This is a genomic window from Agrobacterium sp. ICMP 6402 (assembly GCF_009498615.1).
GTDB classification, from domain to species: domain Bacteria; phylum Pseudomonadota; class Alphaproteobacteria; order Rhizobiales; family Rhizobiaceae; genus Agrobacterium; species Agrobacterium burrii.
In genome coordinates this window covers 1,023,493-1,045,076 of the sequence record NZ_QSNV01000001.1, presented here as the reverse complement: position 1 = coordinate 1,045,076, position 21,584 = coordinate 1,023,493, and the positions used below count along the sequence as shown (strand labels likewise).

The 21,584-nt window shown below is 58.4% G+C and carries 18 protein-coding genes, 1 tRNA gene and 1 pseudogene; 12 read left to right on the top strand and 8 right to left on the bottom strand.

The window, feature by feature from the left end; all coding sequences use genetic code 11:
- Nucleotides 1–144: 144 nt before the first annotated feature.
- Nucleotides 145–945: a DUF72 domain-containing protein gene (locus tag DXT96_RS05205; RefSeq protein WP_153513717.1), complete on the bottom strand. Its 801-nt coding sequence runs from the start codon at nt 943–945 to the stop codon at nt 145–147.
- A 57-nt stretch (nt 946–1,002) separates the two neighbouring features.
- Nucleotides 1,003–3,924, bottom strand: coding sequence for an excinuclease ABC subunit UvrA (gene uvrA / locus DXT96_RS05200; RefSeq protein ID WP_153513716.1), 2,922 nt, complete (start codon nt 3,922–3,924; stop codon nt 1,003–1,005).
- Between the two features lie 265 nt (nt 3,925–4,189).
- Here uvrA and DXT96_RS05195 point away from each other — a divergent pair, with 265 nt between their 5' ends.
- Complete coding sequence (locus DXT96_RS05195) at nt 4,190–4,762, top strand: single-stranded DNA-binding protein (RefSeq protein ID WP_174372579.1); 573 nt, start codon at nt 4,190–4,192, stop codon at nt 4,760–4,762.
- 115 nt (nt 4,763–4,877) lie between these two features.
- Here DXT96_RS05195 and DXT96_RS05190 read toward each other — a convergent pair whose 3' ends face one another.
- Nucleotides 4,878–6,026, bottom strand: coding sequence for an HPP family protein (locus DXT96_RS05190; RefSeq protein ID WP_153513715.1), 1,149 nt, complete (start codon nt 6,024–6,026; stop codon nt 4,878–4,880).
- Nucleotides 6,027–6,158: 132 nt separating this feature from the next.
- A complete protein-coding gene (locus DXT96_RS05185) occupies nt 6,159–6,788 on the bottom strand; it encodes a MarC family protein (protein ID WP_149897602.1) in 630 nt (209 codons plus the stop codon).
- 217 nt (nt 6,789–7,005) lie between these two features.
- Between DXT96_RS05185 and gyrA the strand changes: the two genes are divergently transcribed.
- Nucleotides 7,006–9,798: a DNA gyrase subunit A gene (gyrA, locus tag DXT96_RS05180; protein ID WP_153513714.1), complete on the top strand. Its 2,793-nt coding sequence runs from the start codon at nt 7,006–7,008 to the stop codon at nt 9,796–9,798.
- Nucleotides 9,799–9,891: 93 nt separating this feature from the next.
- Here the strand turns inward: gyrA and DXT96_RS05175 are convergent, their stop codons facing one another.
- The 3 genes and pseudogenes from DXT96_RS05175 to DXT96_RS05165 form a co-directional block, all read right to left on the bottom strand.
- Entirely contained in the window at nt 9,892–10,152 is a 261-nt protein-coding gene (locus tag DXT96_RS05175; protein WP_153513713.1) for a hypothetical protein, read from the bottom strand.
- Between the two features lie 82 nt (nt 10,153–10,234).
- A complete protein-coding gene (locus DXT96_RS05170) occupies nt 10,235–11,716 on the bottom strand; it encodes a D-alanyl-D-alanine carboxypeptidase (protein WP_153513712.1) in 1,482 nt (493 codons plus the stop codon).
- Nucleotides 11,717–11,855: 139 nt separating this feature from the next.
- A pseudogene (locus DXT96_RS05165) lies at nt 11,856–12,575 on the bottom strand (hypothetical protein).
- A 137-nt stretch (nt 12,576–12,712) separates the two neighbouring features.
- Here DXT96_RS05165 and DXT96_RS05160 point away from each other — a divergent pair.
- The 4 genes from DXT96_RS05160 to DXT96_RS05145 all read left to right on the top strand — a co-directional run bounded on the left by DXT96_RS05160 (nt 12,713) and on the right by DXT96_RS05145 (nt 13,916).
- Nucleotides 12,713–12,976, top strand: a complete 264-nt coding sequence (locus tag DXT96_RS05160) for a hypothetical protein (protein ID WP_149897607.1) — start codon at nt 12,713–12,715, stop codon at nt 12,974–12,976.
- Nucleotides 12,977–12,990: 14 nt separating this feature from the next.
- On the top strand, nt 12,991–13,218 hold the full coding sequence (locus DXT96_RS05155) for a hypothetical protein (protein ID WP_153513711.1): 228 nt from the start codon (nt 12,991–12,993) through the stop codon (nt 13,216–13,218).
- Nucleotides 13,219–13,573: 355 nt separating this feature from the next.
- The gene (locus DXT96_RS05150) at nt 13,574–13,726 is read left to right on the top strand and encodes a hypothetical protein (RefSeq protein ID WP_174372599.1); all 153 of its coding nucleotides are present in this window, start codon (nt 13,574–13,576) and stop codon (nt 13,724–13,726) included.
- Between the two features lie 100 nt (nt 13,727–13,826).
- Nucleotides 13,827–13,916: transfer RNA gene (locus DXT96_RS05145), tRNA-Ser, on the top strand.
- Between the two features lie 145 nt (nt 13,917–14,061).
- On the opposite strand, the gene DXT96_RS05140 is transcribed toward DXT96_RS05145, so the two are convergent.
- Complete coding sequence (locus DXT96_RS05140; protein WP_153513710.1) at nt 14,062–14,406, bottom strand: hypothetical protein; 345 nt, start codon at nt 14,404–14,406, stop codon at nt 14,062–14,064.
- A gap of 318 nt (nt 14,407–14,724) precedes the next feature.
- Between DXT96_RS05140 and DXT96_RS05135 the strand changes: the two genes are divergently transcribed.
- The 6 genes from DXT96_RS05135 to metG all read left to right on the top strand — a co-directional run bounded on the left by DXT96_RS05135 (nt 14,725) and on the right by metG (nt 21,579).
- The gene (locus DXT96_RS05135; protein WP_153513709.1) at nt 14,725–15,813 is read left to right on the top strand and encodes a septal ring lytic transglycosylase RlpA family protein; all 1,089 of its coding nucleotides are present in this window, start codon (nt 14,725–14,727) and stop codon (nt 15,811–15,813) included.
- 67 nt (nt 15,814–15,880) lie between these two features.
- Nucleotides 15,881–17,047: a D-alanyl-D-alanine carboxypeptidase family protein gene (locus DXT96_RS05130; protein ID WP_153513708.1), complete on the top strand. Its 1,167-nt coding sequence runs from the start codon at nt 15,881–15,883 to the stop codon at nt 17,045–17,047.
- A 137-nt stretch (nt 17,048–17,184) separates the two neighbouring features.
- Nucleotides 17,185–17,859 (top strand): dTMP kinase, encoded by a 675-nt coding sequence (gene tmk / locus DXT96_RS05125; protein ID WP_153513707.1) that lies wholly within the window; start codon nt 17,185–17,187, stop codon nt 17,857–17,859.
- Nucleotides 17,852–18,877, top strand: coding sequence for a DNA polymerase III subunit delta' (locus DXT96_RS05120; RefSeq protein ID WP_153513706.1), 1,026 nt, complete (start codon nt 17,852–17,854; stop codon nt 18,875–18,877). The genes tmk and DXT96_RS05120 overlap by 8 nt, the downstream gene beginning before the upstream one ends.
- Before the next feature lie 84 nt (nt 18,878–18,961).
- Nucleotides 18,962–19,933: a P63C domain-containing protein gene (locus DXT96_RS27345; RefSeq protein WP_153513705.1), complete on the top strand. Its 972-nt coding sequence runs from the start codon at nt 18,962–18,964 to the stop codon at nt 19,931–19,933.
- A 95-nt stretch (nt 19,934–20,028) separates the two neighbouring features.
- Entirely contained in the window at nt 20,029–21,579 is a 1,551-nt protein-coding gene (metG, locus tag DXT96_RS05110; protein ID WP_153513704.1) for a methionine--tRNA ligase, read from the top strand.
- Nucleotides 21,580–21,584: the final 5 nt, after the last annotated feature.

Sequence of the window (21,584 nt, the reverse complement as noted above, 5' to 3'; positions counted from 1 at the left end):
CTTGGGCGATCATCGGCATTCTTGCCGGGGTGAGATGACGGGAGTGAGACGCAGGCTGTTTATTCTCCGGACATCGAATGTTTTCCAACACGACGACCTGCCGGGTGAGGCTGCAACATCCGGTGTTCAGCGGCGCCGCATCACTCAGACAGCCTTTTGCAATTCCTGCGCACCGTTGGGCGCATTGATCTTGCCGCCGGTGATGAAGAAGGCGAAAACGTCGCGCGGTGTCTTTTCCGCTTTCCGGTCGGGCGCGATCAGCGGCAGATCATCAGGTACACCGCCCGCCGCATAGGTTTTGACCCGTTTTGCCCAATGGCCAATCTCGGCCTTCGGATAGCAGGTGGCGATGTCGTCTTCGCCTTTTTGCAGGCGGCAATAAACGAAGTCGGCCGTCACATCCGGCAGCATCGGATAATCGTGGTGATCGGCGCAGACAACGGCGACCTTGTGTCTGGCGATAAGATCGATGAATTCCGGTACCTGAAATGTCGGGTTGCGCACTTCGACCACATGGCGAAGCCGGATACCATCCTGTTTCTCCGGCAGGAGCGCCAGAAAGGCGCCGAAATCCTCCACATCGAATTTTTTCGTCGGCGCAAATTGCCAGAGGATCGGGCCGAGGTGAGAGCCAAGCTCCGTCAGTCCTTGAGTCAAAAATTTCGTCATCGATTCACCCGCTTCGGCCAGAACCTTGCGGTTGGTGACAAAGCGGCTGGCCTTCAGGGAGAAGATGAAATCGTCAGGCACTTCGGAGGCCCATTTGGCGAAGGTCGCCGGTTTCTGGCTGCTGTAGTAGGTGCCGTTCACCTCGATTGCCGTCATTTGCCGGCTGGCATGTTCGAGCTGGCGCTTCTTCGGCAGTTTTTCCGGATAAAAGGTGCCTTCCCAGGGCTCGAAGGTCCAACCGCCGATACCGGTGCGGATCGTGCCTGATGTCGACATATGCTGTTCCTCCTCCGGCCTTTGGCCCATTCGACCTTTGCTGTGAAAGACTGCGGATTACTCCGCAGCCTCGCGTTTCCCGGCCGGCCGGCGTTCCAGAAGTTCCTTCAGGAAATGACCGGTGTAAGAGCGCTCGACCTTGACGATATCTTCCGGCGTGCCGGTCGCCACGATTTCGCCGCCACCCGTGCCGCCCTCGGGGCCGATGTCGATGATCCAGTCGGCTGTCTTGATGACTTCGAGGTTGTGTTCGATCACCACGACGGAATTGCCCTGGTCCACCAGTGCCTGCAGCATTTCCAGCAGTTTGTTGACGTCGTGGAAGTGCAGGCCCGTCGTTGGCTCATCGAGAATGTAGAGCGTGCGGCCTGTCGAGCGTTTCGACAGTTCCTTGGCGAGCTTGACGCGCTGGGCCTCGCCGCCGGACAGCGTGTTGGCTTGCTGGCCGACCTTGATGTAACCGAGGCCGACATCGAACAAAGCCTGCAGCTTGTCGCGCACTGCCGGCACGGCGGCGAAGAATTCCACGCCTTCTTCCACCGTCATATCCAGCACGTCGGCGATGGACTTGCTCTTGAAAGTCACGTCCAGCGTCTCGCGATTGTAACGCTTGCCGTGGCAGACGTCGCAGGTGACATAGACGTCGGGCAGGAAGTGCATCTCGATCTTGATGACGCCGTCGCCCTGGCAGGCCTCGCAGCGGCCGCCCTTGACGTTGAAGGAGAAACGGCCCGGCGCGTAGCCGCGCGCCTTGGCCTCCGGCAGACCGGCGAACCAGTCGCGTATCGGCGTAAATGCGCCGGTATAGGTGGCCGGGTTGGAGCGCGGCGTGCGGCCAATCGGCGACTGGTCGATATCGATAACCTTATCGATGAATTCGAAACCGTCGATGCGGTCGTGTTCGGCCGGGATTTCACGTGCGCCCATCACCCGGCGTGCCGCCGACTTATAAAGCGTCTCGATCAGGAAGGTGGATTTTCCACCGCCCGACACGCCGGTAACGGCGGTGAAAACGCCGAGCGGAATTGCCGCCGTGACATTCTGGAGATTGTTGCCGCGTGCGCCATAAACCTTGATCTCGCGGCCCTTCTTGGGCTTTCGGCGCTCTGCCGGTACGGCAACGCCGAGTTCGCCGGAGAGGTATTTACCGGTCAACGATTTCGGATTGGCCATCACCTCCTGCGGTGTGCCTTCGGCGATGACCTGGCCGCCGTGAATGCCTGCGGCCGGGCCGATATCGACCACATAATCCGCCGTCAGAATGGCATCCTCGTCATGTTCGACGACAATCACCGTATTGCCGATATCGCGCAGATGTTTCAGCGTCTCGAGCAGGCGGGCATTGTCACGCTGATGCAGGCCGATTGACGGCTCGTCCAGAACATAGAGAACGCCTGTCAGGCCCGAGCCGATCTGCGAGGCCAGCCGGATGCGCTGGCTTTCGCCGCCGGAAAGCGTGCCGGAATTGCGCGACAGGCTGAGATAATCCAGTCCGACATCATTCAGGAAGCGCAGGCGTTCGCGGATTTCCTTGAGGATACGGACCGCGATCTCGTTCTGCTTGGCATTGAGATTTTCGGGCAGCGTCTCGAACCAGTCGCGCGCCTTGCGGATCGACATCTGGGTGACTTCACCGATATGCAGCTTGTTGATCTTGACGGCCAGCGCTTCCGGCTTGAGGCGAAAACCGTTGCAGGCCGGGCAGGGCGCTGCCGACATGTAACGTTCGATTTCCTCGCGCGCCCAGGCGCTATCGGTCTCTTTCCAGCGGCGCTCCAGATTGGGAACGATGCCCTCGAAGTTTTTCAACGTTTTATAAGAGCGCGCGCCGTCCTGATAATTGAATTCGATTTTGTCATCGGTACCCTGAAGAATGGCGTGCTGTGCCTCCTTGGAGAGGTCCGACCACTTGCTCGACAGTTTGAAACCGAAGGCCTTGCCGAGTGCTTCCAGCGTCTGATTGTAATAGGGCGAAGACGATTTCGCCCATGGGGCAATCGCGCCGTCACGCAGCGTGCGCGCCGGCTCGGGAACAATCAGGTTCTCATCGACCTTCTGCTGCGAGCCGAGGCCATCGCAGCTGGGGCAGGCGCCGAAGGGATTGTTGAAGGAGAACAGCCGCGGTTCGATTTCCGGAATGGTGAAGCCGGAGACCGGGCAGGCGAATTTCTCTGAAAACAACACCCTTTCATGGGTTTCGTTGAGCGACTTGTTGGCGGAGCCGCCCGCGGCGGTTTCTTCCGGTGGCAGGGGTTTGTCGGCGAATTCGGCGATAGCCAGCCCATCGGCGAGCTTGAGGCAGGTCTCGAGACTGTCGGCAAGGCGCGCGGCCATGTCCGGACGCACCACCGCACGGTCAACCACCACATCGATGTCGTGTTTGTATTTCTTGTCGAGGGCAGGAACGTCAGCGATCTCGTAGAACTGGCCATCCACCTTGACGCGCTGGAAGCCCTTCTTCATCAGCTCGGCAAGTTCCTTTTTATATTCGCCTTTGCGGCCGCGCACGATCGGCGCGAGAACATAAAGACGCGTGCCTTCCTCAAAGGCGAGGATGCGGTCCACCATCTGGCTGATGGTCTGGCTCTCGATAGGCAGGCCCGTAGCGGGCGAATAGGGCACGCCGACACGCGCAAACATCAGGCGCATATAGTCGTAGATTTCGGTAACCGTGCCGACCGTGGAACGCGGGTTCTTCGAGGTGGTCTTCTGCTCGATGGAAATCGCCGGCGACAGACCCTCGATCCGGTCGACATCCGGCTTCTGCATCATTTCGAGGAACTGGCGCGCATAGGCCGAAAGGCTTTCGACATAACGGCGCTGGCCCTCGGCATAGATCGTATCGAAGGCAAGCGACGACTTGCCCGAGCCGGAAAGTCCGGTCATGACGATCAGCTTGTTGCGGGGCAGATCCAGATCGATACCCTTGAGGTTATGCTCGCGGGCACCACGGATGGAAATCGTCTTCAGTTCACTCATGGCAAGGCTCGGACAAAATTAACGGGCTTGATGGCAGCGCGTCCTTATGTAGTGACGCAGCCGGGGGTGTCGAGGTCTATTCCCTGTCGGTCGGAGCTTTTCAGCCCACTTGACTCGAATTTCGCGATTAAATAGAACAAAAAAGGAACAAATAGCAAGCGCCAATATTCGCCCTTCGAAGGTCGTGATTATTCGCTGTGGATAGTTCCGCCGTTGCGGTGCCTTTTGACGTCCGCGATGGTTATTGTGTGCGGGATTTTTTGAAATGCAATTGCCGGTCATGATGGTCGGCGGACAGGATGACGAGATGGCTGGTAGCGTAAACAAGGTAATTCTGATCGGAAACGTCGGCGCCGATCCCGAAATTCGCCGGACGCAGGATGGCCGCCCCATCGCCAACCTGCGCATCGCCACCTCGGAGACCTGGCGCGACCGCAACAGCGGCGAGCGCAAGGAAAAGACCGAATGGCACACCGTCGTGGTTTTCAACGAAGGCCTGTGCAAGGTCGTCGAACAATATGTCAAAAAGGGCGCCAAGCTCTATATCGAAGGCCAGTTGCAGACCCGCAAATGGCAGGACCAGACGGGTAACGACCGTTATTCGACCGAAATCGTGTTGCAGGGCTTCAATTCCACGCTGACGATGCTTGATGGTCGCGGTGAAGGCGGCGGCGGTGGCGGTCGCAGCGGCGGCGGAGACTTCGGCGGCGGCGGTGATTATGGTAGCAGCGGCGGTTACGACCAGCAGCCGGCACGTGGCGGCGGCTCTTCCCGCAGCGGCGGTGGCCAGCCTTCCGGCGGCTTCTCCAACGATATGGACGACGATATCCCGTTCTGATCGCGTGACGATGGTGGGAGCGGGCTGCGCGTGTCGGCTTCCATCGTTTTTGCCTGTCACAGGCTGCTCACCAAAGGGCTTGCGGCGCATATTGTGACGGTATCGCAGGCTCTTCTTATGCTGCGGCCTTGTCCGCCAGCATCGCGACCATGACATCGGATTGCGACACGATGCCCACCATCTTGCCGTTGGCGTCGATGACAGGCAGGTAGTGCAGTCCTTCTTCCGCAAAGCGGATAATTGCTTCCTCGATTGCCGTTTCTGGCCGCACGGTTCTGACCGGCGAGGTCATGATGTCCTTGACGGTATCGTTGGGGGCGCTGGCGCCGGACAGAATGAGGCGCAGCCGCTGCAGGAAGCCGATGGAGGGTCGGCCGTTTCTCCAGCTCGCCTTTTCCAGAAAATCCGTCTGGGTGACGATGCCGACGATTTCGGCTTTGTCGTTGGTGACGGGCAGCGCCTTGAAATGATGGCTGTGCATCAGCGCATGGGCATGGCGCAGGCTATCGTCAGGGGCGACGCCGACCACATCCCGCGACATGACGCTGGCGCAATCGAGATGCAGCGCACGGCGACGCCAGGAGCGCAGCTCTGTCTTGCGCAGGATGGTTTCCAGCTCGTCGCGGTCGATATCCAGAACCTGGTCGTATTCCTTCAGCACCTCGTCGAGATCGGCGGAGGAGAAGCCGATTTTCTGGATGGGGGTGGGATCCGTGGTGCCGTGGCTGGCTTTTCCCAGTTTCAGACCGTGCGGATAGGCGCGGCCGGTGGCATTGTTATAGACCAGCGCCAGGGCGAGCAGGATCAGCGAGTTTCCGGCGACCGGCCAGAGCAGGAAACCATAGCCGAGGCCGTGCACGGCGGGGCCGCCGAGAACGGCTGTCAGCGCCACCGCGCCGCTTGGCGGGTGCAGGCACCGCAACGCCATCATGGCGGCGATGGCAAGACTGATGGCGAGCGCGCTGGCGAAGAATATATCCGGAACAAGCAGCGCCACCGTTACGCCCACGAAAGCCGACACCAGATTGCCGCACATGATTGACCAGGGTTGCGCAAGAGGGCTGGACGGCACGGCGAATAAAAGCACCGCCGATGCGCCCATTGGCGCGATCATGGCGGGCAGGGTGGGGTCGAAACGGAAGGCAAGGCTGCCCAGAAGTCCGGTCAGCAGAATGCCGACAAAGGCGCCGGTGGCTGCGCGCAGCCTTTCCCTGTTGCTGACGGGAGCGGCATCCGGGATGAGGCGGCGCAGCGTGGATCGCATGGAGAGAACTTTCTGATCCGGAAAAGATGCGCGTCTTTTAACCGAAGCGGGTCGCCGGTTTAAAGGGCATATTTTTCGCAATGTCTGCCGGTCGCAGGATTTTATTGCGTAAGCATCGCAATAGACTGGCGCTCAGAAAGCAAAGGCCGATTTTATGCCGTCGACCACGAATTGCACGGAAAGGGCGGCGAGCAGAACGCCGAGCAGGCGGGTGAGGATGGCACGGCCGGTATTGCCGAGAAAACGGTCCATTCGCTCCGAAACGATGAGGGCCGCGTAGACGAGGGCCATGGCGAAAGCGAGGATCAGGATGAGCACGACCATTTCGAGCGTCGTTCTCATCGTTCCCGCCAGAAGCACGGTGGCGGAAATCGCGCCCGGCCCGGCGATCAACGGCAGCGCCAGCGGAAAGACCGCCAGATTGTGCAGATGATCCTTGGTGATGGCGATCTCGGAGGTCTTTTCCTTGCGCTCCTGGCGTTTCTCGAAAATCATCTCGAAGGAAATCCAGAACAGCAATAGACCACCGGCAATGCGGAAGGCGCCGAGCGAGATGCCAAGCAGATTGAGGATGGCAAGGCCGAATAGGGCGAAGACGGCGAGAATGCCGAAGGCGATGATGGAGCCGCGCAGCGCCACCTGGGCACGCTGGGCGCGCGTCATGCCGACGGTAAGTGCGAGGAAAACAGGCGCCAGACCCGGCGGATCGAGCGTGACCAGAAGTGTGGTAAGCGCGTTGATGAGCGTTTCGCTGCTGGCCATTTTTTCCCCGCCTATTCTATTTTTAGGCCGGAGCCTACGCAAGTCATACACGCTTTAAAAGGGAGCGGCGGCGCTTTTGCCGACCTAAACGGCGAAAAGCGGTGTATGTCTTGCAAATGACGCAAAAGACTGTTCAAAACTCGCCGGGAAATTGGCGTAACGTGGCTGTTTCCGCTATAAAAATCCATCCGATTCTTAACAGAGAATGTGATCCGTTTTGACTGACCAGAGCCCCCCCGGCGGCGGAAAACTTCCGCCAGGCATTGAACCGATTTCCATCATTGAGGAAATGCAGCGGTCCTATCTCGATTACGCCATGAGCGTTATCGTGTCCCGTGCGCTTCCTGATGTCCGTGACGGTTTGAAGCCGGTTCATCGCCGTATTCTTTACGGCATGTCCGAACTTGGTATCGACTGGAACAAGAAATACGTCAAATGCGCCCGCGTCACCGGTGACGTGATGGGTAAATTCCATCCGCACGGCAACTCGGCGATCTATGATGCATTGGCGCGAATGGCGCAGGACTGGTCGTTGCGCCTGCCGCTGATCGACGGGCAGGGCAACTTCGGCTCCATCGACGGCGATCCGCCGGCGGCCGAACGTTATACCGAATGCCGTCTGGACAAGGCCGCCCATTCGCTGCTCGACGATCTCGACAAGGAAACGGTCGATTTCCGTGACAACTATGACGGCACGCTTCAGGAGCCGGTCGTTGTTCCCGCGAAATTCCCGAACCTTCTGGTCAATGGCGCAGGCGGTATTGCTGTCGGCATGGCCACCAATATTCCGCCACACAATCTGTCTGAGGTCATCGACGGCTGTATCGCGCTGATCGAAAATCCGGCTATCGAACTGCCGGAACTGATGCAGATCATTCCCGGCCCGGATTTCCCGACCGGTGCGCTGATCATGGGCCGGTCCGGCATCCGCTCGGCTTACGAGACAGGTCGCGGATCGGTCATCATGCGCGGTCGCGCCACCATTGAGCCGATGCGTGGCGATCGCGAGCAGATCATCATCACCGAGGTTCCCTATCAGGTGAACAAGGCCTCGATGATCGAGAAGATGGCCGAACTGGTCAAGGAAAAGCGCATTGAGGGCATTTCCGACCTGCGTGACGAGTCTGACCGTCAGGGTTATCGCGTCGTCGTCGAGCTGAAGCGCGACGCCAATGCCGATGTCATCCTGAACCAGATTTATCGCTACACGCCGCTGCAGACCTCGTTTGGCTGCAACATGGTGGCGCTGAACGGCGGCAAGCCGGAACAGATGACGCTGCTGGACATGCTGCGCGCTTTCGTTTCCTTCCGCGAAGATGTGGTCAGCCGCCGCACCAAGTACCTGCTGCGCAAGGCGCGTGACCGCGCGCATGTTTTGGTGGGTCTGGCGATCGCTGTTGCCAATATCGACGAGGTCATCCGCGTCATCCGTCGTGCTCCCGATCCGGCTACGGCCCGTGAAGAGTTGATGACGCGGCGCTGGCCGGCGCAGGATGTGGAAAGCCTGATCCTGCTGATCGATGATCCGCGTCACCGTATCAACGAAGACCGCACCTATAATCTTTCCGAAGAGCAGGCGCGCGCCATTCTCGAATTGCGTCTTGCCCGTCTGACAGCGCTCGGCCGCGATGAAATCGGCGACGAGCTGAACAAGATCGGCGCGGAAATCAGCGAATATCTCGATATTCTCTCGTCGCGCGTCCGCATCCAGCAGATCGTCAAGGATGAGCTTATCGCCATCCGCGACGAGTTCGGCACGCCGCGCCGGTCGGAGATCGTCGAGGGCGGTCCTGACATGGAAGATGAAGACCTCATCGCCCGCGAAGACATGGTCGTTACCGTTTCGCATCTCGGCTATATCAAGCGCGTGCCGCTGACCACCTACCGGGCGCAGCGTCGCGGCGGCAAGGGTCGTTCCGGCATGGCGACGCGCGACGAGGATTTCGTCAACCGTCTCTTTGTTGCGAACACCCATACGCCGGTGCTGTTCTTCTCCTCGCGCGGTATCGTGTACAAGGAAAAGGTCTGGCGCCTGCCTATCGGCACGCCGCAGTCCAAGGGCAAGGCCCTTATCAACATGCTGCCGCTGGAACCCGGCGAACGCATCACCACCATCATGCCGTTGCCCGAGGATGAAACCACCTGGGAAACGCTTGACGTGATGTTCTCGACGACGCGCGGCACGGTTCGTCGTAACAAGCTCGGCGATTTCGTGCAGGTCAACCGCAACGGCAAGATCGCCATGAAGCTCGACGAGGAGGGTGATGAAATCCTCTCCGTCGAAACCTGTACCGACCGTGATGATGTGTTGCTGACGACGGCGCTTGGCCAGTGCATCCGCTTCCCCGTGGAGGATGTACGCGTCTTTGCCGGCCGTAACTCCGTCGGCGTGCGCGGCATCAACATGGCCGAAGGCGACCGCATCATTTCCATGACCATCGTTGGCCATGTGGAAGCCGAACCGTGGGAGCGTGCCGCTTACCTCAAGCGCTCTGCCGCCGAGCGGCGTGCGGCAGGTGTCGATGAAGACGATATCGCACTCGTCGGTGAAGAAGTGACGGAAGAGGGCGAGCTTAGCGAAGAGCGCTATCAGGAACTGAAGGCACGCGAGGAATTTGTGCTGACGGTTTCCGTGAAGGGCTACGGCAAGCGTTCCTCCTCCTACGACTTCCGCACATCAGGCCGTGGCGGCAAGGGCATCCGCGCTACCGACACCTCGAAGACGGCAGAGATCGGCGAACTCGTCGCTGCCTTCCCCGTGGACGAAGGCGACCAGATCATGCTGGTTTCCGATGGCGGCCAGCTCATCCGCGTGCCGGTCAACGGCATCCGCATCGCCAGCCGCGCCACCAAGGGTGTGACGATCTTCTCTACCGCCAAGGATGAGAAGGTTGTGTCCGTGGAGCGCATCAACGAGCCGGAAGGCGACGATGAAGCCGAAAACGGCAGTGGCGAAGAGGCCGATAACAATCTGCCGGATATGCCTGAGGCACCGGAGAGCGAGGCGTAAGCCGCCTCGTTTCTTTACCGTCAATCAAGAGAAACCCCGCGGCGCTCAGGCACCGCGGGGTTTTTCTTTGGGTCTATTGGCTGGTCCGGCTCTTTACCGAATTCGGATATGAATCGGTGTCCGTCCGGAGCGGCCTGCGACGTGAAGGTGGATGCTGGCTTCCGGCTGGTTGGCGCGCCAGGCGCGGGCGCCATGCGACAGAAGCAGGCTGACGAGATCACGCGTCTTTGCCTTGGAACGATTGAGACCGAGATCGGCGATACGCATCGCCGCCTCATGAATGGGATGCAGAACCGACAGACTGCTTTGCCCGTTGCCAGACGCAATGTCCGAATAATTCTCGTTAACTGCCATCTTGGAAAGCCTCGCTACACATTACACAATTCGAGGAGACAGGCGATGTTCCGACAATGAACGCCGCCTGCGGAAACGTCAGTTACTGGAGTGACGCCCAGCAGCTGACGCCTTTCTTTTTCAATGCATTACATGCATTCACCGCGGCGTTCTGGCCATCAAAGCCGCCGAAACGGGCGCGGTAGACCTGTGAGCCGTCCCGACTAAAGGCGACTGTGAAGGGTTTTGCCGAACGAAGGGCGGAACCACCCTTTTCCTGTGCGCTCTGCAGCAGGCCGCGAGCGGAGTTTTCATCCGGCGATGCGCCGATCTGGATTACCCAGCCGCCCTGCGGAGCTTCTGATTTAGCCGCGACCGAAGGAGCAGGGGCGACGGAGGCGGTAACGATATTGTCCACCTTGGTCGAGTTGGTGATCAACTTGCGGTCCGGCGGGATGGGTGCCTGGGAAACGGGATCCTTGCCCTTCTGCCAGGTTGCTGCTTCCATCGCCTTAACGGCTGGATTGGAAGAAGAGCCTGCAAAGGCTGTAATCGGCGCCTCTTCGTAACGGGCCTGCGGTACCGGTCCGGCATTGGGCAGGCCGGCATTGGTAGCCGCAACCGCAACGGAAGGAACAGTTGCCGCCACGGCGACCGGTTCTTCAATCGGCGCGGACCGCGTCTGGGCGATCAGGTTGCTGTTGCCACCGCGCGATGCCTGCGGCAGATAGGTCGCTACAAGCTTGCGCATGGTGGCGTCACGGGCGGCGCTGGAGCGACCGCCGAGAACGACGGCGACGATGGAGCGGCCATCGTTCTGCGCCGAGGTCGCAAGATTGCTGCCGGCCGCACGGGTGTAACCGGTCTTGATGCCGTCGACGCCCTTCACGGTTCCGACGAGACGATTGTGGTTGCCAATGACCTGCTTGCCGAAATTGAAGGTGCGGGTAGAGAAATAACCGTAATATTGCGGAAAATGCTGGCGAAGAGCGATGCCGAGACGGGCCTGATCGCGCGCCGTCGTCATCTGCGCCGTGTTGGGCAGGCCGTTGGCGTTGCGATAGGTCGTGCGGGTCATGCCGAGTGCACGGGCCTTGGCGGTCATCATCCTGGCGAAACGGTCTTCCGAGCCGCCGAGATATTCACCGAGCGCTGTCGCCATGTCGTTGGCAGAACGGGTGACGAGAGCCAGAATGGCCTGCTCGACCGTGATGGCGCCGCCGGCGCGCACACCAAGCTTGGATGGCGGCTCCTTGGCGGCATTGGCCGAGACCGGCACCTTGGAATCAAGCGAGATGCGTCCGGAATTAAGCGCCTCGAACGTCAGATAAAGCGTCATCATCTTCGTCAGAGAGGCAGGATAACGCAGACCGTCCGGATCCTCGCCGTAGAGAACCTTGCCGGTCTTGGCGTCGATGACGATGCCGGCATATTTCGGATCCGCCTGTGCGGTGCCCACGGATGCTGCGGTTATGAACGCCGCAGCAAGGGTCAACGCAACAAACCTTACAAAAGACGCCGCACCCGCTTTGCGCGAATGTACCCCAGATACACTTTTCAACACTGCTGAACTCTTCAATCGCATATTTCTGTTCCGCTCGGACACGCCCCGCCCGATAGCTCCGGGGAGAAACTTTATCGGGATGGCGTTACCAAGTGGTTTATGAAAGGTGTCTGCCTTCCATAAAATGCGACTTTTCGCACGCAATCTGTGCCATGCTGTTTCACGGATTTCCGTCTTTTGCGAGGCGCTGCTCGACATAATGTTTCACATCGGTGTCGAGTTTTTGCCATTGCGGCAAAAGGCCGGCGGAGAAACGGTAAAAAAGACTGAGATCCTGCCCGACGTGGATATCCCTTTGGCAGTCGCTGCCTGTGGCTTCCTGCTGTGTCTGCGGCAGCAGGAAGCGAACGACATAGTCGCTTTCACCATTGCGCGCTCCGGTCAATATGACTTCCTTGCCGTAACCGGAATCGGCGCGCAGGCGGTGCAGCAGCAATCCGTGTTTCAGCGGCACGGGGTCTCCTTCCGTAAGCCGGGCATAAATTGGCCCGAAACGGCCGGACATGTCCTGTGACATGGTGCTTTGCGACAGCTGTATATAAATCAGTCCCGTCGCCTGGGCGGGATCGTCGAATATGGCGCGATTCCCTTCCTCATATCCGTTGAGGCCGGGCCAGGTCAGGTAAAGATCGATCCGCGCCTGCTCACCGCCCTCACGACCCGAGGGTAAGCGCAGCGTGTTTTTCTCGAGCTTCAGCCGGTCGTTGCCGATTGATATCTGCACCTCGTCGGTTGCTGTCGTATGGCCTGCCTTCAGGACCCGCTAACCATACGATTTGACGCCGATATTAAGTGCGATGACTAAAACGAGAAGAACTCCGGCAATGATGGCGGCGCGGCGCATCAGCGACGATGAAAGCAGGGGTGTTCCGTTCTGCATGGGCTTCCAGATTCGTTCTTGTCGCGGGCGCGGATTTCGGGCCGGAAATAGGCTGACAAAGCTTTAACCTGCGGCGATCGCCATTGAAATGCTGTTTTGCCGCTGCTACCTGATAGGGCGCAAGCAAAGGACGGTATATGGCAGCGCGCGACAGATATTCCCGGAAACTCGAATGTTCCAAATGTGGCCATCAGGGTTTTGCCGAAGTGTCGGAATCCGACGAAAAGGGTCGCGCAGATGTCGATTTTCGCGTCGATGAAATGCCGCGGGGGTTTCGCACCGAACGCGCCTCGGGTGATCCGACCGATTTCATGATCCGCTGCGGCCAGTGCGGTAACATATTTCGTTTCCTGCAAAAAACCGCCTATGCGCCCGGAGGCGAGCCGCGCGTGAAGGCCTGAACGGGAGGTGCCGGATGACCATGCCGCAACAACCGAACGGCGCGCCGCCAAGGCGCAAGCCAATCTGGCCGTGGATCGTGCTTTTGGTGCTGACGCTCTGCGCCATCTACTCCTATAATCGCGCCAACGAAATCCTGGCCGACCTGTCCGACACCTTGCCGCCAGCGGTGCTGAACCTGTTCGAGGATATTTTTCGGGGTGGCGGACGACACGGTGATGGCGGACCCAGCATCGGGGTCTGAATAGTCAAACCGACAATAGAGTACAGTCCGCAGACCGGCCTCTCGCATACAGACGTTTTTTAGAGGCGCATTAAAGAAAAAAGCCCCGCAAACGGGCGGGGCAGGTTGATCGCTCGGGGAAAGTTGGGCAATGCCCGGGAGCGATGTGACTATATAAGCGACAATATTGCTGACGCGATAGGCCACTTCCGTCCCAAACAGTACGCCGGCGCATAAATTTTGCTCAGGTGAGGAGGATTTTGAGGAGATGAACTCGCTAAATCTGTCAGGCAACTTGACAGCAAGCCGTCCTATTCTTCGCCTCGCCTCGAATTGCACATATTTGCTCCTAACATAAAGAGACATGAGCAGACGCATGGATAAATCCGGAATCTTCTTCGTGGCGCTTTTGCTGGTGCTTGTTGCAATCGTACTCAGCCTGACGCTGTTTGATTCGGCCCAGCAAATGCCGGCGGTTCCTGCGGGCGAGGGGTCTTTATTGCCACCGGCAACAACGCCAGGACAATGATTTGCGGCGCGACAGCAGATGGACGGCGACCGTTTGGCAGGGCAAGCCTTGAGCGGGATTGACGGCCTTTTTCAAACCGCTATAAAGCCTCACCACCGAAGGATGGGTGTCCGAGTGGTTTAAGGAACCGGTCTTGAAAACCGGCGTGCGTGAGAGCGTACCGTGGGTTCGAATCCCACCCCATCTGCCATTAAGCTCAAAAATGACCATTTTGAATAGCGGAACGATTGCCGATCCGTGTCGCGTCGTTCGGCCGGAGCTGCTTTGATGTGACCAACAATGAAGAAACCCGCCTTTCGGCGGGCTCCAAATTCACATTTAATCAGATTTCGTCATCAGATTTCGGGGCAACCCCGTTCGTTGGCAAATGTGATACGATCCGGGCCGCGGCGGGTGAAACCCTGAACGACGACGCGGCCTGGGGTGACACGCACGACTTCGGGATCACGCAGGCCTGCTTCACGGGCGGCGGCGCGGGCTTCGCGTTCGCTGCAACCGCGCATGCGGGGCGGGCCACGGCGGTCAACGTCTCTGTCCCGATCTCGATCGCGGATGACCGGGCGAACGCCATCGGGACCGATCCTCAACTCCATATCCTGTGCGCCGGCCTGGATGGGTGCAGCGATGGATACCAGGGCGATGCCAAGCGCCAGACCTGCAGCTTTTATTGACTTGATCATGGTTTCCTCCCTCAGCCGAAAAACCGGCGGAAGCTTGTTTGTTTGCGGGGAAGAAACGCGGCCGCACTCCCTTTGTTCCCTTATGTCGGATGCCGGAGAAGGTGCGGATGAGTGTCGACGGTAGATTTCAGGCGCTCAAAAAAAGAGATAAATCATTAACCACGTTCATTACAATTTTATCGAATTTGCAGAAGTCGTTCGCATTTTCGCCACGTTATGCACAAGATTAAGCGACTGTTAGGTGCTTCGATGGCAGGGGCAAATCGAGGCAAGTGAGGGTGCGGTTCTCCGAGCCAATAGCAGCGTGGGGCAGAAGATTTGAATTCTACGGTCAAGAAACTCGGCATCAGCACCAGATCGGGTGCGAAGTGGCTTGCAATTTCCGTGCTTTGCGCTGCGACGGCGTCGTGTTCCACCACGACTGAAACGAAGCCGAAGCCCAAGCGCAGCAAGGAATATTTTTCCGAGTCGGAATATGGCGTGAAGGCCAGTCCGCGCGTGGCAGATGGCAAAAGCATTCCAAAAGGCGGCGGGCGAGAGCTCGTCGGCAACGCCTATACCGTAAAAGGCCGTCGTTATTTTCCGAAAGAAGAGCCGGGTTACAACAAGACCGGTCTTGCCTCCTGGTACGGTTCCGCCTTCCACGGTCGCCTGACGGCGAATGGCGAAGTGTACGATAAAGAACATCTTTCTGCCGCACATCCGACATTTCCCCTGCCGAGCTATGCGCGCATTACCAACACGGAAAATGGCGCCTCGGTTCTGGTGCGCGTCAACGATCGCGGACCTTTTCATGAGGGCCGCCTGATCGACGTTTCCAGCAAGACGGCCGATCTTCTCGACATGAAGGCGACAGGTACGGCGAATGTGCGGGTGCAATATGCCGGCCGCGCTCCGCTTGACGGTCACGACATGCCTTATTTGATGGCGTCTTATATTCCGAAGGGCTCGCGCTCGCCGGGCGTTGCGCCCGAGGGGCAGATCGCAACGGGTGTCATGGTGGCTTCGAATTCTCCGAATTTCGTGCCGGCTCCTTCCTCCAATCCGAATTATAGCGGTTCGACGCAGACGGCGCTGGTCGGTTCCAGGAAGAATGCCGCTCTGCAGGCCATGCCGCTGGTCAATGGTCCGGCACCGGTATTCGAGCAATTTGCGATCCTGCCGGAAATCGGTCCGTTCCTGGCCGAGCGTCCCGAAGGAAACTTCGTGCGTGAGCCGGCGGCGCCCGGCGGCAATTATCTGCGCGTGCCGACGCCATCCTCCAAATATGCGGCGGCTTATTCGCAAGAATCTGCTACGGTTTCCCGGACCGCACGTGCCTTCGACAGCGTGCTGGTCGATCGTGGCGCGCTCAACGAGCAATCGATACTCGCCCATGTGAAGCGTCAGCAGGCGAAGTCGCGCTGACGGATTGAAGAATAGGGCTGCATCCGTTTCGGGCGGCCGGTTGCGGCAGGCAGAACTGGGCGGTTTCATGCGCAAAGCCATTTATCGCTCCTGTTGTTCGGTTGTCGTGGCGGCCGGGCTTGCGTTTTTCAGTGCAGGCACGGCGCAATCGCAGACAGCGCCCTTCATCGCCAAGGCCGAACAGGCCTATATGATCGATGCCGAGACCGGCACGGTGCTTCTTTCGCAAAATGAAAATCAGTCGTTTCCGCCGGCGTCGCTTGCCAAGCTGATGACCGTGGAAGTGGTGCTGGATGCGCTTTCCAAGGGGCAGGTGACGCCGGAGACACCTTATCCCGTATCGGAATATGCCTGGCGCACGGGCGGCGCGCCATCGCGGACCTCGACCATGTTCGCGGCGTTGAAATCCTCCGTCAGCATCAACGATCTCCTGACCGGCATCATTGTGCAGAACGCCAATGACGGCTGCATCATCGTGGCCGAAGGCATGGCGGGATCCGACTCCGCATTTGCCAAGCGCATGACGGCGCGGGCAGGCGAACTTGGCATGAACCGCAGCACCTTTACCAATTCCACCGGGCTTCCTGATCCGGGCAACCAGACGACCGCCAGGGATATGGTGCGTCTCGCCCAGCATCTGCATGACAATTATCCGGATCGATATGGGCTTTTCACCAAGCCGGATTTTGAGTGGAACCGCATATTCCAGCGGAACAAGAATACACTGCTTGGCAGCGGCATCGATGGTCTTGGGCTTGGCTTTGCGGAAGGCAGCGGTTTTGCCGCCGTCGTTTCGGCCGAGCGGGAGGGACGGCGGGTCTATCTGGCGCTTGCCGGCATTACCGACGACAAGACGCGGCAGGAGGAAGCCCGCCGGGTGGTGGACTGGGGGCTGACGGCTTTCGAAAAACGTCATCTTTTCGGAAAGGACGAAGCCGTCGGTTCCGTCAGTGTTTATGGCGGTGATGTCTCACATATCGATCTTTCGCCGAAGGAAGACATCAGCGTGCTGGTGCCGGTCAACAATCCTGATCGTATTTCGGGGCGGATCGTCTATCGCTGGCCTCTGAATGCGCCGCTGGACAGTGGCGCGAATGTCGGAACGCTCAAGGTCTTTTCGGGTGAGCGGCTGCTGCGCGAAGTGCCGCTTTATACCAAGGGTTCGGTCGGCAAGGGCTCGCTGACCCAGAATGCGGCGGGTGCGTTGAAGGAACTGCTGCTGTTCTGGCTCTGAAAATCCGCGCTTTGCGCCACTTACCCCCTATGCTTTTGTTCAGGCACCGGATTTTCTGAAAAGCGCTTCACACTTTTTGGTTCGATGCTGTAAACAGGCATTTCAATATTTCCGGGAATTCCTCGCAGGACGTGACATTGGCCGAAAAGACTGGATTGTTCATCAGCTTCGAAGGCGGCGAGGGTGCCGGCAAGTCGACGCAGATTCGCACGCTTGCCGAAGCACTTCGTGCCCGCGGCTTCGAGGTGGTCGTGACGCGTGAGCCGGGTGGTTCGCCGGGGGCGGAGGCCGTTCGGCATGTGATTTTGTCGGGTGCGGCGGAATCCTTCGGCGTGCGCATGGAAGCAATCCTGTTTGCGGCGGCGCGAAACGACCATGTCGAGGAGGTCATTCGCCCGGCGCTCGCGCGCGGCGAGATCGTGCTTTGCGACCGATTTCTTGACTCGTCCCGTGTCTATCAGGGCACGACCGGCAATCTGGAACCTGACTTCATCGAGACGCTGCAACGCATTGCGATCGATGGTGTCGTGCCGGAACTGACGCTGATCTTCGATATCGCCGCCGAAAAGGGGCTGGCCCGCGCCAGAAAACGGGCGGATGAGGGGGCTGCGCCCGACCGGTTCGAGAAAGAGGAAATCGAAACCCACGAGAAGCGGCGGGAAGCCTATCTCGATATAGCGCTTGCCGAGCCGCGTCGCTGCCGTATCGTCAATGCCGACCAGCCGGAGGAGAAGGTGGCGGAGGACGTGATGTCCTTTGTCGAGCCCTTGCTCGAACAACTGGGAACTGCGGCGGGCACGGCGCATGAGTGAAGTTCAGGGCGTTCTCGACGGTGCGATTGCGCCGCAGCAGAACACGAAGCTTTTCGGGCATGAGGAAGCCGAAGCGTTTCTTGCGCAATCCTATCGCTCCGGCAAGGGTCATCATGCCATTCTCATCGAAGGGCCGGAGGGGATCGGCAAGGCGACGCTGGCGTTCCGTTTCGCCAATCATGTGCTCAGCCATCCCGATCCGGCTATGGCGCCTGAAAATCTGGCTGATCCCGATCCAGAATCGCTCGTCAGCCGGCAAATCACCTCTGGTGCATCGCATAATCTCCTGCACTTGACGCGCCCCGTCGATGAAAAGACTGGTCGCGTGAAATCCGCCATCACCGTGGACGAGGTGCGACGGGCAGGACACTTCTTTTCCCAGACATCGGGCACCGGCAACTGGCGCATCGTCATTATCGACCCGGCCGACGATCTTAACCGCAATGCCGCGAATGCTATTCTGAAGATACTGGAAGAGCCGCCGAAGCGGGCGATGTTCCTTGTTCTCTCCCATGCGCCGGGCAAGTTGCTGCCGACCATCCGCTCGCGCTGCATGCCGCTTCGGCTCCTGCCGCTTTCCGATGCGGCTATGGTGCAATCTCTCGATCATCTCGGCATCGGCTCCGCCGGCGAAAAGCGCGACGCCCTGATTGCGGCCTCGAAGGGCAGCGTGGCGCAGGCGCTCAAGCTGATGAATTACGGCGGCTCCGACATCATCGAGGCCTTTGCCGAGGTGATGTCTGCGGAAGGGCCGGGCGCACGCAAGAAGATGCACAAGTTGGCCGAAGTTCTGGCGCAGAAGGATGGCGATATCGTCTTCGGCTTCTTCATGGAGCATGTAACGGAAGAGTTGATGGAGCGGGCCAGGGCGGCGGCCATGGCGGGCGATATCGCGGCGGCGGAAAAACATGCGCGGTTATCTTCGACGCTTTCGGAACGGATCAGCGTGGCGCAGGCCTATAATCTCGACAAGAAGCAGATGGTGCTTTCCATTCTGGAAGATATTCGCGGGCATTAAATACACTTTAAGTTGCGAATCACATCTTTTTCTATTTTACTCAGTTAGAGAAATGTCCATCAGCTGAAATAGCAAGGAAAAGTAGTGAGCGAAAAATCTGTTGTTACGAGGATGGACAGTTTGCTATCGGAAAAGAGCGTAGATGCATCTGATAAATTAAAAGTGGCTATTTACAGTGGATCGCTCCCGATTGGAGACATTGAAATTGATTGCGCTGTTCTTGAGGATGGTACTCGAGTCCTATCCGAGCGCGCGGTTCACAGGGCCTTCGGAAGTAAGCGTGGAGGTTCGCATTGGCGGAGAGTTAAGGCCAATCCTGATAGTGTAAGCTTACCATCTTTTATATCTGCTACTAATTTATCTCCATTCATAAATGACGATCTAGAGAAAGCTCTTACCACACCAATTTCTTATACCGCATCTGCTGGGGGTACGGCTGCGAACGGAATAAGGGCCGAGATGCTGCCGGAGATTTGCGGTGTCTATTTACGCGCGAGACGAGAAGGACGACTTCACCCATCTCAAGAGCAAATGGCGTTGCAAGCCGAAATTTTGATGGAAGCCTTCGCCAAGGTTGGTATCGTTGCGCTTGTAGATGAAGCTACTGGCTACCAGAAGCAGCGCGGTCATGATGCCTTGAGGCTGCTATTATCTAAGTACATTGCAGAAGGTCTACAGAAATGGATAAAAACATTTCCGGATAGTTTCTTTGCTGAACTCGATCGTCTTTATGACAATGCGCCGACATCTGCTCATAGCAGACCGCAATACTATGGACATTTTATCAATCGTTACGTCTATGATCCGATAGAAAATGGATATGTGAAAGCAGAGCTTAATCGACTTAATATTGATGAAAAAGGGAAAAGACGGGCAAAATTCCATCAATGGTTAGCGGACGAGGGGCGTAGCATGCTTATCCACCAGATTGGGCGTGTCCACGGTCTCATGGAAATGTGCAACGATATCGACTATTTCAAGAACGCGGCGAAGAAGCAAAAGAACATCTCTGTAGCGCCATATCTTTTCGATGAAATGAACAAAATCTTGGAGTGAATCTGGTGTTCGGCGAACGTAAGTGTTTCGCTGTTGCGAACAATGGTTTAAGAGCGGTCTATCCAAAAAACAGCCTGTAAAGTCGATAGACCGTCATGACAGACAAGACACCATTCTACATCACCACCGCGATCTCCTATCCCAACGGCAAGCCGCATATTGGCCATGCCTATGAGCTGATTGCGACGGACGCCATGGCACGTTTCCAGCGCCTGGATGGGATGGATGTTTTCTTCCTGACCGGCACCGACGAACATGGCCAGAAGATGCAGCAGACGGCGCGGGCGGAGGGCATTTCGCCGGAAGAGCTGGCGCAGCGCAATTCCGACCAGTTCCGCGCAATGGGCAAGCTGCTCAACGCCTCGAATGACGATTTCATCCGCACAACGGAAGAGCGTCACCACGAGACCTCGCGCAATATCTGGAACCTGATGGCCGATAGCGGCGACATCTACAAGGATAGCTATGCCGGCTGGTATTCCGTGCGCGATGAGGCCTATTACGGCGAAGACGAGACGGAAGTGCGCGCTGATGGCGTTCGTTACGGTCCGCAGGGCACACCGGTCGAATGGGTGGAGGAGGAAAGCTACTTCTTCAAGCTCTCCGAATATCAGGACAAGCTGCTGAAGCTCTACGAAGAGAACCCTGACTTCATCGGTCCGGCCGAGCGCCGTAACGAGATCATCTCCTTCGTCAAATCCGGTCTGAAAGACCTGTCGATTTCCCGCACCACCTTTGACTGGGGCATCAAGGTTCCAAACGACCCCAAGCACGTCATGTATGTCTGGGTCGATGCCTTGACCAACTACATTACCGCCACGGGCTACATCGAAGACAAAGACGGTCCGCGTGCGAAATATTGGCCGGCCGACGTGCATATCATCGGCAAAGACATCATCCGCTTCCACGCGGTCTATTGGCCGGCCTTCCTGATGAGCGCCGGGCTGCCACTGCCCAAGCGCGTTTTCGCCCACGGCTTCCTGCTCAACAAGGGCGAGAAGATGTCGAAGTCGCTCGGCAACGTCGTCGACCCCGTCAATCTGGTTGCTCACTTCGGTCTCGATCCGATCCGTTATTTCTTCATGCGCGAAGTCTCCTTCGGTCAGGATGGCAGCTACAGCGAAGAGGGCATCGCCACCCGCATCAATGCCGATCTCGCCAATGGCATCGGCAATCTTGCCAGCCGTTCGCTGTCGATGATCGTCAAGAATTGTGACGGCCAGATCCCGACGCCCGGCGCGTTCAACGAAGAAGACAAGGCCATGCTCGCCTCCGCCGACGGCCTGCTGGCGATCTGCCGCGAGGAAATGGGCAAGCAGCTCATTCACCGTGCGCTCGCGGCCATCATCGCGGTCGTCTCGGAAACAGACCGTTATTTCGCCTCGCAGGAGCCATGGGCTCTGAAGAAAACCGATCCCGAGCGCATGGGCACCGTGCTTTACGTCACGGCGGAGGTGGTGCGCCAGATCGGCATTCTCCTTCAGCCTTTCATGCCGGAATCCTGCGACAAGTTGCTCGATCTCGTTGCTGCTGCCGCTGACAAACGCGATTTTGCGGCCCTTGGCGAGGCCGGTCGTCTGGTTCCGGGCACGCCGCTTGAAGCACCGAAGCCGGTCTTCCCGCGTTACGTCGCACCGGAAGCGTGAAGGCG